Origin of the sequence: uncultured Chitinibacter sp., from assembly GCF_945957625.1 — a bacterium.
In the GTDB taxonomy this organism is placed as follows: Bacteria; Pseudomonadota; Gammaproteobacteria; order Burkholderiales; family Chitinibacteraceae; genus Chitinibacter; species Chitinibacter tainanensis.
The window spans coordinates 603,962-622,037 of the sequence record NZ_CAMFLP010000001.1; the positions used below are offsets into that span (position 1 = coordinate 603,962).

At 54.5% G+C, this 18,076-nt stretch carries 12 protein-coding genes; 6 read left to right on the top strand and 6 right to left on the bottom strand.

The window, feature by feature from the left end; genetic code table 11:
* Positions 1 to 35: 35 nt before the first annotated feature.
* On the bottom strand, positions 36 to 4,754 hold the full coding sequence (locus QV747_RS02780; RefSeq protein WP_273428937.1) for an NAD-glutamate dehydrogenase: 4,719 nt from the start codon (positions 4,752 to 4,754) through the stop codon (positions 36 to 38).
* Positions 4,755 to 4,967: 213 nt separating this feature from the next.
* On the opposite strand from QV747_RS02780, the gene QV747_RS02785 reads away from it, so the two are divergent.
* On the top strand, positions 4,968 to 7,256 hold the full coding sequence (locus QV747_RS02785; protein ID WP_273428939.1) for a DUF1631 family protein: 2,289 nt from the start codon (positions 4,968 to 4,970) through the stop codon (positions 7,254 to 7,256).
* Positions 7,257 to 7,335: 79 nt separating this feature from the next.
* Here QV747_RS02785 and rph read toward each other — a convergent pair whose 3' ends face one another.
* From rph to QV747_RS02810, 5 genes are all read right to left on the bottom strand, one after another.
* Positions 7,336 to 8,058, bottom strand: a complete 723-nt coding sequence (gene rph, locus QV747_RS02790; RefSeq protein ID WP_273428941.1) for a ribonuclease PH — start codon at positions 8,056 to 8,058, stop codon at positions 7,336 to 7,338.
* Between the two features lie 43 nt (positions 8,059 to 8,101).
* Positions 8,102 to 10,243, bottom strand: a complete 2,142-nt coding sequence (locus tag QV747_RS02795) for a bifunctional diguanylate cyclase/phosphodiesterase (protein WP_273428942.1) — start codon at positions 10,241 to 10,243, stop codon at positions 8,102 to 8,104.
* Positions 10,244 to 10,307: 64 nt separating this feature from the next.
* A complete protein-coding gene (locus tag QV747_RS02800) occupies positions 10,308 to 12,128 on the bottom strand; it encodes a M61 family metallopeptidase (protein WP_273428944.1) in 1,821 nt (606 codons plus the stop codon).
* A 15-nt stretch (positions 12,129 to 12,143) separates the two neighbouring features.
* Positions 12,144 to 13,400, bottom strand: coding sequence for a diguanylate cyclase (locus tag QV747_RS02805; protein ID WP_273428946.1), 1,257 nt, complete (start codon positions 13,398 to 13,400; stop codon positions 12,144 to 12,146).
* 15 nt (positions 13,401 to 13,415) lie between these two features.
* Complete coding sequence (locus QV747_RS02810) at positions 13,416 to 13,805, bottom strand: RNA-binding S4 domain-containing protein (RefSeq protein WP_273428948.1); 390 nt, start codon at positions 13,803 to 13,805, stop codon at positions 13,416 to 13,418.
* Between the two features lie 56 nt (positions 13,806 to 13,861).
* Between QV747_RS02810 and QV747_RS02815 the strand changes: the two genes are divergently transcribed.
* From QV747_RS02815 to QV747_RS02835, 5 genes are all read left to right on the top strand, one after another.
* Complete coding sequence (locus QV747_RS02815; RefSeq protein WP_273428950.1) at positions 13,862 to 14,467, top strand: Smr/MutS family protein; 606 nt, start codon at positions 13,862 to 13,864, stop codon at positions 14,465 to 14,467.
* A gap of 10 nt (positions 14,468 to 14,477) precedes the next feature.
* Entirely contained in the window at positions 14,478 to 14,834 is a 357-nt protein-coding gene (locus tag QV747_RS02820) for a VanZ family protein (RefSeq protein WP_273428952.1), read from the top strand.
* A gap of 35 nt (positions 14,835 to 14,869) precedes the next feature.
* The gene (locus QV747_RS02825) at positions 14,870 to 15,028 is read left to right on the top strand and encodes a hypothetical protein (RefSeq protein WP_156128972.1); all 159 of its coding nucleotides are present in this window, start codon (positions 14,870 to 14,872) and stop codon (positions 15,026 to 15,028) included.
* A 354-nt stretch (positions 15,029 to 15,382) separates the two neighbouring features.
* Entirely contained in the window at positions 15,383 to 17,728 is a 2,346-nt protein-coding gene (gene pflB, locus QV747_RS02830; protein ID WP_273428955.1) for a formate C-acetyltransferase, read from the top strand.
* 24 nt (positions 17,729 to 17,752) lie between these two features.
* Positions 17,753 to 18,001, top strand: coding sequence for a glycine radical domain-containing protein (locus QV747_RS02835; RefSeq protein ID WP_273428957.1), 249 nt, complete (start codon positions 17,753 to 17,755; stop codon positions 17,999 to 18,001).
* Positions 18,002 to 18,076: the final 75 nt, after the last annotated feature.

Sequence of the window (18,076 nt, forward strand, 5' to 3'; positions counted from 1 at the left end):
CCGCCCCCGCTTTGGGGGCGGAATTTCAGCGCCACTCAGACGTTCAGCCGCTGGCGTAGCTCGCGGATCGCCGCCGAAATCATTGCAAGGTCAGCCGGGCAGGCGCGTAACTCGGCAAACATATGCTGCACACGGCCAATGGCCGCTTGCTCGCTCGCCAGCCACTCGCCCAGTGCATCACTGCGCTGTTCGCGCTCGGCCCACACGCGGCGGGTCAGGGCGATTTGCACGGCGCTCAGATCATCGCGCACCGCCATGCGTGCCAGTGTTTGCCAGCGATTATCGCGCGGCAGCTGCTCGATCAGGCTATGCAACCATGGCAGATCCAGTGCTTCGCCCACGGCCAGATGCAACTGCAATTGCTCGGCCAGCTGGCCGCTGTCGTTGGCCGCCAGTGCCAGCTCCAGCAAGGCTTGGATTTCTTGCAGCACCAACACCTGCATCGCAAGTCCCGCCGGTACTTTGGCCGCGAGCCACTGAGCTTTTTGCTCGGCGTGACGCTCGCTGGCGGCCAGCCATTCTGGCGCTTTGGGCAGGGCCAGCGCAGCGCAAGTGCGCAAATGATCGTGCTGCGCAGTGGTGAGCGGGGTTTGGATCAGCCAGCGCGCGACACGCTCGGTATAGCGGCGTATGTGCAGCAAGAGCTCGCCCTGCGTTTCGGCATCCACACTGCCATCGGTGGCTTCAATCGCCCGTGCCAGCGTTTCTGCATCGAGCAGCGTTTCGGCCAGCAGCAGCGCAGCCACGACTTCGCTGGCGCTATGCTCGGTTTCTTCCTGCAGCCGATAGGCCACAGTCATGCCGTAGCGATTAATTACATGATTGGTGAGGACGGTGGCGACGATTTCGCGGCGCAGCGGATGCTCGGCAATTGCACTGGCATAGCGCTCAGCCAATACCCCTGGGAAGTATTTGCCTAGCAGGCCGTTCCATTGGGGATCATCGATCAATACCTCGGCGAGCAAGGCTTGCTTGAGCACAATCTTGGCATAGGCTAGCAAGACCGCAAGCTCGGGGCGATACAAACCTAACCCAGCTTGCTGACGTTCCAGTAGCTGGCTATCGCTGGGCAGGTATTCGATCCGCCGCGAGAGTTTGCCCGCGGCTTCCAGTGCCTGCATCATCCGGCCATGCACGCTCAGTAGTGAACGCGCTTGCCGATGTTCCAGCGAAATGGCCAGCGTTTGCAGGCTATTGTCGCGCAAGACCAGCTGGCCCACTTCGTCGGTCATGCTGGCGAGCAGCTCATTGCGCTGCTTGAGGGTGAGATCGCCCGCGGCAATCAGCCGACCGAGCAGGATTTTGATGTTCACCTCGTGATCCGAGCAATCTACGCCTGCCGAGTTATCAATGGCATCGGTATGAATCCGCCCGCCCTTGGCCGCGTATTCAATCCGCCCCAACTGGGTAAAGCCCAGATTACCGCCTTCGGCCACCACTTTGCAGCGCAAATCGCGGCCATCAATGCGTACCGCATCGTTGCTGCGATCATTGGCTTCGGCGTGGGTTTGGCTGCTGGCCTTCACATAGGTACCAATGCCGCCGTTGTAAACCAGATCGACCGGCGCCTGCAAAATCGCCTGAATCAAGGCGTTCGGTTCCAATTCAGTCGCCTCGATCGCGAGCAGGGCTTGCACCTGTGGGCTAAGGCGGATGGTTTTGGCATTGCGCGGCCAAATCCCGCCACCAGCCGAAATTAGCTCGGCCGTATAATCAGCCCACGATGAGCGCGGCAGAGCAAAGAGGCGCTCACGCTCGGCGAAACTGGCAACCGGATCAGGGTTCGGGTCGAGGAAAATATGTCGATGATCAAATGCGGCCACCAGTCGGGTATGTGGCGAGCGCAGCAAACCGTTACCAAATACGTCACCCGACATATCGCCAATCCCCACCACCGTAAACGCTTCACGGCGGGTATCCAGCCCTTGCTCCATAAAGGCGCGCTCGACTGAAACCCAAGCGCCGCGGGCGGTAATGCCCATTTTTTTATGGTCGTAGCCTACCGAGCCACCGCTGGCAAAGGCATCATCCAGCCAGAAGCCATATTCTTGCGAAATCTGATTGGCGATGTCTGAGAAGGTAGCCGTGCCTTTATCGGCGGCCACCACCAGATAGGGGTCATCTTCATCGCGACGCAAAACATCGAGCGGCGGCACAATCTGCCCATTGACGAGGTTGTCGGTTAAATCCAGTAGCCCACGGATAAAGGTCTGGTAGCAGGCGATACCGCTGGCGAGCCAGGCTTCGCGCTCGGCGGGCGGATTTTTAACGATAAAGCCGCCTTTTGAGCCCACCGGCACAATCACGGTGTTTTTCACCATTTGCGCTTTCACCAGGCCCAGCACCTCGGTGCGGAAATCCTCACGCCGATCCGACCAGCGCAGCCCGCCGCGCGCAACTTTGCCACCGCGCAAATGCACACCTTCCATCGCGGGTGAATACACAAAAATCTCGTACAGCGGCACCGGCTGCGGCATAAAGCTGATCCGGCCCGAGGCGATTTTGAAAGAGAGATAGCCCTTGGGTTGGCCATGCTGCCGTTGATAATGGTTGGTACGCAGCGTGGCGCGTATCGCTTGCACATAGGCAGTCAGAATGCGTTCTTCATCCAGATTGGGCAGCGCTTTGGCCGCTTGCTCGACTTCTTCGAGCACAATATCGGCCACGGCCGGCTGGGCGTTGGCGGGGTTGAGCAGGTGATCAAAGGCATTCACCAGCTGTTTGCTCAGCAAGGGGTATTTGAGCAGGCAATCGCCGATCGATTCCATCGCAAATTTCAGCGCAACCTGCTTCAGATAGCGCGCATAGGCGCGCAGCAATAATACTTCGCGCCAGACGAGGCCGGCTTGCAATATCAGCCGATTGAAATGGTCGTTCTCGGCTAAACCTGCAAACAGTGCCAAAAACGCCTCGACCACACGCGCCCGTTCTTCCGGTTTTTCTAGCGAGGTATTGGCCGGCAAGCGTACGCCGATATCCATGATGCAAAAACTACTGTCATCAGCGAGTTGTAGCAGATACGGCCGCTCATCCAATACCCGTAAGCCCAGATTTTCCAGCAAGGGCAGGCAATCCGAGAGCTCGATCGCCTGACTGCGGAACAGCTTAATCCGCCAAATATCCGCCCGCAGCGGGTCGCCAGCTTGCAAGGTCACCACCAGCCGGTTTTCCAGTCGGCACTGCTCTAGCGCTTCAATATCATGGGTAGCCACTCGCGGGCTGAAGTCGGCGCAATAGGCGCTGCCAAAGGCATTTTGATAGCGCTGAAAAAGCTCGGCCGCACGCTCTTCGCCATTGGCCAGAATCAGCTCGCGTTGCAGGCTATCTGGCCAGCGCTGTGCTAATTCGGCTATCTGCGTTTCAATTGCTTGACCATCATAAAGGCCGCGCTGTTCGGCCGGCCGGCGCACAATAAACTGAATCCGTGCGAGGCTGGCATCGCCCAGCAATACAGTGTATTCGACGCTGCTGCCACCCAAGCGCTGCAACAGCAGCTTTTCAATTTTGACTCGTACCTCGGTGCTGTAATTATCACGCGGTACAAACACCATCACCGACACGTAGCGCTGATAAATATCATCACGGAAAAACGCCCGTACCCGTGAACGCTCATGCAGCGAAACAATCCCCAGCGCAATGCGCTGCAGCTCGGGCACTTCGATTTCGATTAGTTCATCCCGTGGGTAGGTGTCCAGCGTATTCAGTAGCGCCTTGCCGCGGTAGCCGCTTAAATCGGCCTTGCTCAATTGCAGCACGGCATCGATTTTTTGCCGTAGCAACGGGATTTTGCGCGGCTGTAGCATATAGGCGCTGGCGGAATAAAGCCCCACAATCCGCGTTTCGCCGCACAGCACGCCATTGGCGTCAAATTGGCGAACCAAAATCGTATCGAGATATACCGGCCGGTGGATGCTGGAGCGGCGATCCGATTTCGTGAGCATCAGTAGGCGATCTGGCGCATAAGCAATCGCGCGTAATTCGGGGCTAAGGCTGCGCCAGATTTTGGATGGCGTAGTTTCACCCGCATCGCGCAAAATACCAAGGCCGCTATTGGCTTGTAGCGTGAGCTCGTCGCTCGCAAACTGATATTGCCGCATCCCCAGAAACACAAAATGCCCAGCCAGCAGCCATTCGAGAAAGGCCACGCTTTCTTTGACGGCAGGGGCGGGCAAGGGCGGCGGCTGATGGCGTAGTACTTCCAGTAAATCAACAACGTGTTCGGCCATGCGGCTCCAATCCGCGACACAAGCCGTGATTTGCGCTAATACATTTTCGATGCGCTGCTGCAACTCGGCCAGCCTAGCCGGCTGACTAATGCGGGTGATCTCAAAATGCATCCATGATTCTTTGCACACCAGCGCATCATCTTGCTCGGTAAAATGACCTTGTTCGTCTCGATGCACGGTAATTACCGGATGTATCACCATGGAAGCCTGATATTTCAAAGCATTCAGCGCCATACCCACCGAATCAACTAGAAATGGCATGTCATTGATCACGATCTCGACAATCGTATGCATGCTTTGCCAGCCATGCTCGGCCTGATTGGGGTTGTAGATGCGGACTACGGCTTGTCCCGCTGGGCGCTGCTGGGCCAAGCGCCAATGCGCCAATAGTGCGCCACCCCAATCGCTGATTTGCCGCTGCGGCCAGTCTTCGTCCGGTACGTCGGCAAAATAGCGCTCAGCAAACAGCTGCTGTTCAGTTTGACCATGCTGGGCTAACCAGCTGCTTAATTCGTGCGGTAAGGCCATGACCGGCTCCGGGGTGAACTGATCTTTGCACTGTAGAACGCCGGCGCGGCTTTCTCTAGCTGGGGGAAGGCTTTACGTTTGACGGCTCAGATGTGGGATTTGCCACAATCAGCAAGCTGGATGCAGTAAATTGAATGACCAACGGTGTTGGCTTGTATATTATGGAATGCTAATATAGTCAAGTGAAGCAGTGCCATTTAAACAGGTGAGATCATGAGCCAGCCGCATATCCAGCGCCCCAGCACCGCACCATCGAGTAGTGCGCATGATCCCATGCTGCGCGCCTGTCGCGATATCGCCGTAAAAATGCTCACCGAGTCACTCGAGCAATTTTTTGTACGGCTAGAAGAAACCTATTTCCAGCTAGCCGACACCAGTTTTGACCGCCGCCTGCGCGATGATTTTTTTGCCGCCCGCATCGAAACACACAATAAACGCCAGCAACTAGCTAGCCAGTTTAAAACGCTAATCACCGAAGCGTTCGAGCAGCGGGTGAGCAATCCGGCCACTCAGCCCGAGCAAAAATTCTATTTTGTGAATGCCAACCTTGATCAGCTTAGCCTCGTCGCCAATGAAGAGTACGAAGAAAGCATTGCCGCAGATCAGGTCGTCAAAAGCATTAAACATCAAGGCGGCGAAGAGCTTGATCAGCTGGAGCAGCGCTTTGCTCGCCTGCTCGCCGACAAAAACCCCGATTTTGCCAACCCAATGGCCCCCGAAGCGATTTGCGATGCGTTTTTGCAGGCCTGCAAACAGCTTGAAACCGGCGTAGAAGCGCGCATGGTGGCGATGAAAGCCTTTGAAAAAGAGCTTTCTAGCCAGGTGGCGAATGTGTATCACCAAGTTAACCAGTATTTAATTAAGCAGAACGTGCAACCGTTGGTGGTACGCAGCGCGCCACGTCGCAGCCCTAGCCGCCAAGGTGAAGCCGGGGAAACCAGCGAACGCACGGTGAAGCCAGTGAATCACAGCCCCAGCGCGCTGGCTGATCACCTTAGCGAACTTACTTTGCCGGCTAGCTCGCCCGCCCTGCAGGCGCCGGTCGCGCAGAATGTGACTGAACTGGGCGCAAGTCTTGCCGTACCCAGTACCGCTGCACTGAGTTTGGAAGGGCAGACGCCCGAGTGGAAAACCTTTCTTGATTTGCTGCAACACAAAGGCAGCAGCGAGTTGGCACAGCTCAGCCAAGATCCGCTAGAGCAGGGCATTAATCTGATCGCGATGCTGCGCGAAAGTGGCTGGGCCAAACAGCTGCCCCAACTCAATGCCATGACGCTGGAACTGGTGGCGATGCTCTTCGAGCATATCTTTGATGATCCGCGCCTCAATTCTGTGATGAAAAGCTTGATCGGTCGTTTACAGATTCCGATCTTAAAAGTCGCGATGCTCGACGCGAGTTTTTTTGCGCAAAAAAACCACCCGGCACGGCTGCTCGTAGATCAGCTCGCACTGTGTGCGATGGATGATGAAACCCTGCAGCCAGGGCAGCCGCATTACGAAAAGCTAGCAGAGATTGTGCAACATCTGATCAAGCATTTTGATCAGGATGTGGGGGTATTTGCACAGAGCTACCAAGCGCTACAAGACTATTTGCAAAGCCTGGAAGCTGCGGCGATTGCCACCTTGAGCGAAGAGCTGGATCACTTGGCTGCGAATGAGCGGGCCGAATTGGCGCAAGTCACCGCTGAGCAATTGATTCAAGCTCGCTTGCAGGGGTATAGCGATCTAGCCCAAGTCATTCAAGACTTTCTGGCTATTACCTGGCAAGAGGCGTTACGCCTAGCCTATGGTACCGAAGCAGAAAACACCCCAATGTTTGTCACCCGTCTACAGGCTATGGATGATTTACTCTGGAGTGTGCAGCCCAAAGCCACGCCGGAAGAACGATTCAAAATGGTGAATCTACTCACCCCCATGTTGAAAACCCTGGAGGAGGGGGCATTGGCCGCGGGGCTGGATAAGACCGCCGCCAATGCGTTTTTTGCTGAGCTGGTGCAATGTCATGCCGCAGCAATCCGCAATGGCATCAAACCCGCAGCTAGGGTGGAAGTGCACGCTCCGGTTGAGCCCACACCAATTAGCGTTGCGCCAGTCATCGTCAGCACTTCACCAGCCGTCCCAGTGCAACCTGCAGCTGCAGTTTCTCAGCCTGAAGTCACAACAACTGCCACCACTGAGCTGGTCGAGCAGCTCAGTGGTGAGTTGGATAGCGCCAGCGATGAAGAAGTAAGCCCCGATATCACCCCAGAGTCCACCTTGCCCCGCAAAGGCGAATGGGTCGATTGGCAAACGCCAGAAGGGCATTTCATCCGCTTGCGGCTCTCGTGGATTAGCCCGCAGGGCACTCGGTATGTGTTTACCAATCGCACCGAAAAAGGTCGGGCCTTTTTGCAGGCCGAATTGTTAAATGAACTCTACAGTGGCCGCATGCAACGGCTGGATCAGCAGGCGACGTTGACTGATCGGGCAATGCAGGAGCTGATGAGTGATCTTAGGGCTTAAATTTTGATCTAAGCTTGGCAATCGACAATAAAAAAACCCGCTGTCAAGGCGGGTTTATTTATTCAAATATTGCACAGGATTACGCCACATTAGCCAGTGCTTGTGCCTGCTTTTGCAGCAGTTGCCCAATACCGTGCTCGGCCAAATCCAAGAGCTGATTCATTTCTTGGCGGCTAAAGGCCTTGCCCTCGGCAGTGCCCTGAATTTCAATAAACGCCCCACCCGCCGTCATCACCACATTCATGTCGGTTTCGCAGGCGGAGTCTTCCAGATAATCCAGATCCAGCACGGGCGTATCGCCATATACGCCAACCGAAATCGCGGCCACGGCTTCACGAATCGGATTCTGGCTCAGTTTACCGGCAGCAATCAGTGATTGAATCGCGTCTTGCAGTGCCACATAGGCACCAGTAATGCTGGCAGTACGGGTGCCACCATCGGCCTGAATCACATCGCAATCGATGGTAATTTGCCGCTCGCCCAAGGCTGCTAAATCAACCACGGCGCGCAGGCTACGCCCGATCAGGCGCTGAATTTCTTGAGTACGGCCACTTTGCTTCCCAGCCGCAGCTTCGCGTTTCATGCGGCTACCGGTCGAGCGGGGTAGCATGCCATATTCGGCAGTAACCCAGCCTTCACCTTTGCCTTTTAAAAAAGGCGGTACTTTTTCTTCAACGCTGGCGGTACAGATGACTTTGGTATTGCCAAATTCGACCAATACGCTACCTTCGGCGTGGCAGGTATAGTGGCGGGTAAGGGTAACCTGGCGCAGCTCATTGGGCTGGCGTTGAGAAGGGCGCATGGCATGTATCCGAAAGCGAAAAGTTAAGCCGCAGTATACCGCGCTAGCGGGCTTGCTGGCTCATGTTTGGCATGGCGGTTAGATTTAGCAGCGGTAATTGTTCTTGCTGCCAGGCAAAGAGTGCCTCGGCGGCCATCGGCTTGGCGATGAAATAACCCTGCACCTCATCACAGCCCATCACCGATAGAGCTTGCCAACAGCTCAAGGTTTCAACCCCCTCGGCCACCACGGTTAAGCCCAAAATATGGCCAAGCTCAATCATCGAGCTCACGATCGAGATGCTCTCAAAAGTATGACTCATCGACATCACAAAACTCTGGTCGATCTTGAGCTCATTAATTGGCATTTTGGCCAGATATGCAAACGAAGAATAACCGGTACCGAAATCATCCATTGAAATCTTTACCCCCAGCTGGCGCAGGCGCAGTAAATTTTGTAGCAGCTGATCAGCATGGCGCATAACCCCGGTTTCGGTGATCTCTAGGCACAGATTAACCGGCGCAGGGCAATAGCGAATTTGTGTCTCGATGAAATCGATAAACAGTGGGTCTTCCACATCCGCCACCCCTACATTCACCGAAATACACCAATCTAGGCCTTGCGCCTGCCAGGCTACTTGTTGCGCTAGCGCAGCTTTAATCACCCATTCAGTAATCAGCCGCAGCTTGCCCGATTGCTCGGCAAAGGCAATAAACGCGCCGGGAGGGATCCAGCCGCGTTGTGGATGTTGCCAGCGAACCAGCGCCTCTACCGAGTGCACTTGTGTGCTTTGCATATTCAGCTTGGGCTGAAAATGCAGCACAAGCTGATTATGATCGATGGCTTCGCGCAAATCCCCCATCAGCCGGAACTGATTTTGCCGATCCACTTCACGGCTGGGGTCATAACACACGCACAGTTGGCAGTGCTCTTTGGCGCTAAACAGCGCAATTTCAGCCTGCCGAAGCAAAGCTTCGGCATCGGTCGCATGCAATGGATGGCAGCTGAGGCCAAAACGCATGGCGAGATTGAGGCGATGCTCATCGATGGCGATCGCCGCCGAAATGCTCTGCTCGATATACACAATCATTTCATTCAGCTGAATGCTATTGGTGAAAGGGATTTGCAGTAGAAAATCATTCCCAGACACTCGGCCAATTTGGCGCACGACATTAGGCTGCATTTGCTGCAGCCGATCCGCCACCGTGCGCAGCACATTGTCACCCTCGGCAAAGCCAAAGCAATCGTTCACATAATGAAAATCGGCAAGATTCAGTAGTACTACCGCAAAACTACCTTTGCCATGGCGGATATCGGCGTCGATTTCTTCAACAAAGCGGGTGCGATTGGCCAGCCCGGTAATGCGATCAACAAACGCCAGCTGCTTGAGTAAGTGTTCCCGTGCGTGGATGGCGTCGCCCATCGCATTAAATGCTGTCGCCAGATTGCCCAGCTCATCGTACGAATGGACCGGCATCCGGATATCAAACTCGCCAAGGGTGAAACGCTGCACCGCATGACTAAAATGCCGCAACGGGGCAGTTAGCCTTGAGGCCAGTAACCAGCTCAAAGCACTGCCGATAATCAGCAAGGCCAAGCCAAGTCCAATGGTTTTTGCGCCCACCCACCACAGCTGGGATTGCACCTGCTGCTGCTCCATGTCGGCCCCCAGCAGATAGGGAGTACCATCTGCTGCCGTTCGAAACAAAAGAATGGAGCGAAAATCACCATAGGCATCATGCAATACCCCGCGATAATTTTCTCGACTCAGTAACGTATTGCGCACCCGACCATCATGATCGGCATACGGCTGCATAAAGTGACCAAATTTCCCGGCTGCCAGCTCGATTTCGGGGGCCGAATCCGCCAGATAGACTACCCGGCCATTAATCAGCGCCAAAAGATAAACGTAACGCAAGCCGCTTTGCTGGGCAAATTGGGCCATTTGCCGGGCATGACCGACGTAATCGCCTAATAGTACGGGAGGCTTGGCCAAAGCCTGATCGATGTAAGCCGGTGGCAGGATATAAGGAATGGCCGCGGCCGCAGTTTGCAAACGGCCATCTAGCTCGGCAAATAATGCTTCGCTTAGCTGCTTGTAAATACTGAAGGTAAGAACGACGCTAATCAGCAGATTAAGCGATAGCAGCACCAATAAAACCTTGGCACGGGCACTGCGTAAACGTTCGAGCGTGAATGCAGCCATGCGGGCAACAGGGGCTAGAAATTGAAAACTGCTTTGTTCTAGCCCAATCTGCTGCGCTGCGCAATTACTTAATTACAAAGGCATTGCGATTTATTTCTTCAGCTTGACCCAACTCTGATTTCAATCTAAAGCCCCAAGTGTCACAACGGGCTTTTTGCGGCAGCAAGGTCAATTGCAGCAATTCATCCCGCCGAAAAGCATGAATCTGCACCGGTGTGTTGGCGGTAAAGGCCTGCTGCAAACCATCAAATTGCGCCGCATTCACCCGTAGGTGATCAACGGCCACAATCACATCTCCAGCCGCTAAGCCTGCCGTGGCGGCGGCTTCGCCGCGCAGAACGTGCGTGAGTTTGATCCCAGCTGGATCGGCGCTGTAGCGCACACCCCAGCTCAGTTTTTCGATGAGACCATCCTGCCAGCCGCCTTTATCTTGCGCATTGAGCGCCGGACGGCATTGGCTGTCGATGCCCAGATAGGCAAGGCTTTCGGCTAATGGCAAGGGCTGCGTAGAGCGCAAGGCACGGTCGAAAAATGCGCTTAAATCAAGGCCGCTGGCCTCGCAAGCCAGCGCTTCCCACTGCGCTTCGCCAACGCCAACACCTTTGTGCTCAAAGTCGCGGCCAAAGCGAGCCCACAAGAGTTGCATTACATCATCCAGCGAGCGCTGATTGTGGGTGTGCTGGCGAATATGCATATCTAAACACAATGCCACCAGCGCGCCTTTGGTGTAATAGCTCACCAGCTCATTGGGCGCATTTTCATCTTGCCGATAATACTTCACCCAGGTATCTAAGCTGGAGTCTTCCAGTGTCTGACGTTGGGCGCCATACCCCCGCTCAACCTGCGTTGCCGTTTGTGCCAGCAATTGTAGATATTGCGTCCAATCTATCAGCCCAGTACGCAGTAGCGTTAAATCGTCGTAGTAGGAAGTGATGCCCTCAAAGGCCCACAGCAAGCGCGTATAGTTTTCCTGCTGCAAATCATACGGGGCAAAGACCGCAGGTTTAATGCGCTTTACATTCCAGCTATGGAAATATTCATGGCTACACAGGCCCAAAAACTGCCGATAGCCGGTGCTTTGTTCGGTCTCGCCCATTTTGGGCAAATCGCCGCGCGAGCAAATCAAGGCGGTCGAATTACGGTGCTCTAAGCCACCGTAACCATCCCCAACGGCCACCGTCATAAAGGTGTAATCGTTAAACGGTGCGGGCTCACCGAAAAGACGAATCTGATACTCACAGATGGCTTTTAGGTCTTGCGCCAAACGTGCTAAATCCCCCTGATGGCGGCCGCTAATCACCAAGCGATGTGGCACCCCGCAAGCGGTAAAGCGCACATCACTAAATGGCGCGATCTCTACCGGACAATCAATCAGTTCGTCATAGTTTGCCGCCTGATAGCGGCCAAAACCTTGTGTATCCACGGTGATGGCCGTTAAGCCAGTGGCCACCTGCCAATCGGCAGCGGGCCAGCTGGCGGCGGCGAGGCTCAGCTGATGGGCTTGCTGCTCTGCACCGAGCACTTGCAAGCAAACACTGGTGCCGTTAAAAAACGCCCGCGTCTGATCCAGATACGCTCCGCGCACCGATAAATCAAAGGCATACACTTCGTAATTAATCTGAATCGCCCCGGCAAATTGCGCCACTTGCCAGCTCGATTTATTCAGCTTTTGTACGCGCAATGGCACTAAATGGCCATCCGGCTGGACGCCATGAGCCTGTATCTGCACCACATTGCGGGCGAATTCACGGATGAGATAACTGCCAGGAATCCAAACGGGGAGTTGCAGCTGCTGGCCAGCGGGATCTGGGTGCGCAATCTCAAGTTGAACGGCAAACACATGCGCGCCAATGTCTTGCGGGCGCACTTGATAATGAATAGTCATGCAAATTCCTGAAAACTAGCGTTTGGCGAGGCCAACTTGATTGCGGCCTGCGGCTTTGGCTTCATACAGTGCCTGATCGGCGGCATCGATGAGATTTTGGGCACTCATACCATCAATCAGCTGGGCTACACCGGCGCTGAGCGAGGCCACAAACTGCGCATCATGGCCGCACTGGAGCAGGGCATTAAAGCGCTCGCGCAATTCATCCGTACGCTGGGCGGCTTTGATTAGCGTGTGGTCGCGCCAAATTACGGCAAACTCTTCCCCGCCATAACGGCCAACCAGCTCGGCATTGGGGCTAAATTCCTTCAACAAGCGCGACAAACTCTTGATCACCAGATCACCCACCGAGTGGCCATACTGATCGTTAATGCGCTTGAAATGATCAATATCGATCATGGAATAAGAGAGCTGGCGCGATTCTTTGCTGGCCCGCGCGACTTCCCGGCCGAGTGCGTCGATTAGATTGGTGTGATTGAGTAAACCCGTAAGGCTATCGCGGGTCATCCAGCGGCGCAGAGTGCGGTAACGCTCAACCGTGATGCTGACGGCAGCGATGAGTTCGTCGGGCTCCATATTCTTGACGAGAAAGTCATCGCCGCCCATGCTGCGCGCCATCAGTTGGCGGCCCCGGTGGGTTTCGGTCGAAAGAAACACAATCGGAATCGAATCAAACTGCGGGTGCTGACGAATCACCTTGGCAATTTCATCGCCATGGCACTGCGGCATATAGACATCGAGTAGCAAAATATCCGGCTGATCGGCTTCCAGTCGCTTCAAAATTTGCAAAGGATCGGCCAGATGCTTCACCACCATGCCCGCGCCATGCAGCACCGATTGCGCCCACTTGGCCACCATTTCCGAATCATCTACCAGCAAAATACGGTAGGGCGGTGGGTTACGCTGCTCATCATGATGATCAAGCCGATCAATCAGCGCCTGAATATTAAGCGGATACTCAAAAAAATCAGTAACCCCCGCGCGCAAAAACTCCAGCTGTTTGACGATATCTAGCGCAAATGAGGCGAGGAAAATCGGCCCCTCAAACAAGCGGCGGATTAAGGGCAGGCACTGCAGGGCGCTAAAATCGTTTAGCCCATGCTCATCCAGCACAACGGCGAAGGGTTGCGCACTGTGCATCGCAGCCAGCAGGGCGCTATTGCGATCAAACACCCGGTAATCAAAGCCGAAAAATGCCAGCTGGGCGCCAATTTTGGCCAGCGTGTCTTGATTCGGCGCCACAAAATAAATCAGGCGAGGGGTGGCAGACATGAACAGGTCTCGGTCTTATTCTTGTTGGTAAAGTTGATTGAGTTCGCGGCGCATTTTTTTCGTGGGCCGACCTTTGATATGGGCGTGATCAAACTGCGGTTGCATCGCGCGCATAAATTGCTCACGTTCACGCTGCGCAATACTCTCAGCGGTTTCTGCATACAAAGTGCGGGCCAGCTCGGCTGCGCGACGCTGTTCGCTCAGCGCCAGCACTTGCACCACAAAGCGCCCATGCTCGGTGCGTATTTCGAGGGTTTCCGCTGCTTTCAGGCTACGCGATGGTTTTGCCCGTTCGCCATTCACGTTAACATGCCCGGCAGCAATCGCTTGCACCGCCAAAGAGCGGGTTTTAAAAAAACGTGCGGCCCACAGCCATTTGTCCAGACGGACTTTATCCTGCGTCAATTTCGGCTTTCTCCCAAATCGATGCTTCAATTATATCGTTCAGTTGGCCACTAGCCATGGATAAAAAAACAATCGAGCAATTAAAACAACTGCGCAAAAATCTGCGTAGTGCCAAAGCCACCCCCATTAGCCCGCCCAAACCAAGCGAGGCCGAATTATTTGCCCGCGCCATGCAGGGGGTGCAACCATTAGCGCAGCAGTATATTCAGCATCCGCCACGGCATCCTAGCCCCTGGCCACGGCAACAAGCGGCTGGGCTTACTGAAGTCATCGCTGACATGAGCGACTTCTGGCCTTGGGATGAGCTAGAGCCGGGCGAAAGCCTGCATTTTGTGCGCCCCGGCTTGCGCGTAGAAACGATCCGAAAACTGCGGCGTGGCGATTGGCCGGTGGAGAGTGAATTGGATCTGCATGGTGAAAACATTGATAGCGCTCGCCCCAAAGTCGCGCAGTTTTTGAGCCAGAGCGTGGCGCGGCGTTTGAAATGTGTGCGCATTATTCATGGCAAAGGTCTGAGCTCTCCTGCCGGCCAACCCATTTTGAAACTGAAGCTTAAAAACTGGCTCGCGCAGCGCGATGAAGTGCTGGCCTACACTCAAGCCAGCCCGCAGCTCGGCAGCGCCGGAGCGGTGCTTATTTTGCTGCGCAGCGCCAAAAAATAAGGTGAAGTACATGCAAGCATTTTGGTGGTATTGGCAACATCCGCGCACAAAACAGAGCCTATTTGCGCTGTGGACGCTGGCCATTTGGGTAGGATCATTAGGGCCTGCCGCGCCGCAAGTGGTCGATCAGGGCGACAAAATTCAGCACTTCATAGGGTATGCCACGCTAGCCATTCTGGCATATAGGCTTTGGCCATATACCCTAAGAGTGTGGCTCTTTACTGCGACGATGGGGGTCTTGGTCGAGATCGCACAATCGTTCACCCCTAATCGCAGCTTTGATCCGCACGACATGCTTGCCAACGCGCTCGGCGCCGCGCTGGGCTTGCTGTTCATCCGCTGCTACTCGCGCTGGCGTCAAAGTTGACTAGGCTGGGGTAAACCAATCTGGAGGAATGCCCCATGTCTATGCCCCGCAGCAGTGTCATTAGCGCCATCAGCGCCCAGCTAGAACAGCTTAGCCCCGCCGAATTAGAAGCGCTGTATAACCGGCTATACCCGCAAACGCCCATCGTGCAAGTGGGCCCAGCCTTATTCGAACATCAAGATATGGATGATTGATTTAAAGCAAAAAACCCCGGCATCGACCGCTAATCTGCGCTGTAAATATTAACCGGCCAAAATGCCAAAAATGAATATCCGCTTGTGCGGGAAAGGCATAGAATATTTTCATGCATTCGGAATACCCAAACCCGAATGTCAGTCAGGAATCGAGTATGTAGCAAGCAAATCATTACAACACCGGCTAGAAACTGATCCAGATCAATTTTTTCCGCTGGCGTGGTGATTAGCATAATTGGATGTAATTTTTTTGTATCGGCCGATGCCTGAACGACGTTTGCCGAACAGCGGTAGAACAGCCAAAAGCGGTTTTGGCACAGGATGTCCAGCCGACATCGCCACAAGGAGATACTCATGAACGCCCCAATCGATAAAGCTCTGGATCAATCACAACTGGACGCCTGGCGCGGGTTTGCCGCCGGCGAGTGGCAACAGCAAGTTGCTGTACGTGATTTCATTCAGGCTAACTACACCCCATACGAAGGGGATGATCAATTCTTGGCGGGGCCGACTGAACGTACGACCCAATTGTGGAATGAACTGTCAGCCTTGCTGAAAGAAGAGCGTAAACGCGGCGTGCTGGAAGTATCCGCCCAGTTTGGCTCAACCATCACCGCCCACGATGCCGGTTATATCAATAAAGACCTGGAAACCATCGTTGGTCTGCAAACCGACGCGCCACTGCGCCGCGCGATTATGCCTAATGGCGGTTTGCGCATGGTGCAAAACGGCCTGAAAGCGTATCACTTCGAAATGAACCCGCAAATCGAAGAGATTTACACCAACTACCGCAAAGACCATAACAACGCTGTATTTGATGCCTACACTCCCGAAATCATGGCCTGCCGTAGCTCAGGCGTGATTACCGGTTTGCCAGATTCATATGGCCGCGGCCGGATTATCGGTGACTATCGCCGCGTGGCGCTGTATGGCGTAGATTTTCTGATTGCCGACAAAAAACGCGAAAAAGCCGAGCTCGATGATGTTGCATTCAGCGAAAACGTGATTCGCCTGCGTGAAGAATTGGCCGAGCAAATCAAAGCGCTGAATGAATTGAAAGTCATGGCCAAAAAATATGGCTTTGATCTGAGCCGCCCAGCCGCCACAGCGCAAGAGGCGGTGCAATGGCTGTACTTTGGTTACCTTGCTGCAGTAAAAGAGCAAAACGGTGCGGCAATGTCGATCGGTCGGATTTCGACTTTCCTCGATATTTACTTCGAACGCGATATCAAAGAAGGGCGCATTACCGAATCGCAAGCCCAGGAATACATCGACCATCTGGTAATGAAGCTGCGGATCGTACGTTTCCTGCGCACCCCAGAATACGATGATCTGTTCTCAGGTGACCCAACTTGGGTGACTGAATCAATCGGCGGTATGAGCGAAGATGGCCGTACTTTGGTCACCAAATCAAGCTTCCGTGTACTCAACACCCTGTACAACCTCGGTCCAGCGCCAGAGCCTAATCTGACCGTACTGTGGTCAACGTCATTCCCACAAGGCTTTAAAGAATTCTGCGCAAAAGTATCGATCGACACTTCGGCGATTCAGTACGAAAACGATGACTTGATGCGGCCAAAATGGGGTGATGACTACGCCATCGCCTGCTGCGTATCCGCGATGCGCGTGGGTAAACAAATGCAGTTTTTTGGCGCTCGGGTCAATCTGGCCAAAGCCATGCTTTACGCGATCAACGGCGGTGTGGACGAGAAAACCGGCAAGCTGGTAGCCAAAGGCTTTGAGCCAATTACAGGCGACGTGCTCAATTACGACGAGCTGATGGCCAAATACGACAAAATGCTCGATTGGCTGGCCAAAACCTACGTCACTGCACTCAATTGCATCCACTATATGCACGACAAATACGCTTACGAGCGGATCGAAATGGCGCTGCACGACCGCGATATCCTGCGCACGATGGCCTGCGGGATTGCCGGCCTGTCAGTGGCGGCCGATTCGCTGTCCGCCGTGAAACACGCCAAAGTGCATATCAAACGTAACGAAGCCGGTCTGGCGGTTGATTATGTAATTGAAGGTGAATACCCAGCCTACGGTAACAACGACGATCGCGCTGATGATATTGCGGTGTGGCTGTCGACCACGTTCATGGACAAAATCAAAGCCCAGCCGGTGTTCTACCGTGACTCGATGCCAACGCAATCGGTACTGACCATCACTTCAAACGTGGTCTACGGCAAGAAAACCGGTAACACGCCAGATGGCCGTCGTGCCGGCGCGCCGTTCTCACCAGGTGCAAACCCGATGAATGGCCGCGATAAAAATGGCTTTGTGGCTGCGGGCTTCTCCGTGTCGAAAATCCCGTACGAATCAGCACTGGATGGGGTGTCTTGGACTGCGTCTATGACGCCAGATGCGCTGGGTCACAATGCCAGCGATCGCGTCAAAACCCTGGCTGCGTCGATCGATGGTCTGTTTGGTCCGCACGGCGATGAGTGCCCAACTTGCCAAAGCGCGGAACGCGTAGACCAAGCACTGGCCGAGCTGGAAGAAGGCCCGGATCAGTTGTTCCACCTGAATATGAACGTGCTGAATAAAGACACGCTCCTGGATGCGATGGAACACCCAGAGAACTATCCGCAGCTGACTATCCGCGTTTCAGGCTATGCCGTGAACTTTGTCAAACTGACCCGCGAACAGCAGCTGGACGTGATTAACCGGACTTTCCACGCGAAGTGCTAAACCCAGCTTGGCGATACACCACCCGTGTATCGCCAGCTCAGCAAAGCGTATCAAAGCTTTGTAGCCTATACCCCACAAGGAGAAATCATGGCCCAGTTATTTCATCTGAATATGAACGTGCTGAACAAAGAAACCCTGCTCGATGCGATGGAAAACCCGGACAAATATCCGCAGCTCACTATCCGCGTTTCAGGCTATGCCGTGAATTTTGTGAAACTGACTCGCGAGCAGCAGCTGGATGTCATCAATCGGACATTCCACGAGCAGTGTTAAGCTACAATCCGGAGTAACCCCCAACGGATCGCCGGGCGCGATCCGTTTTTTTTGCATCATTTTTTGCCGCGAGTA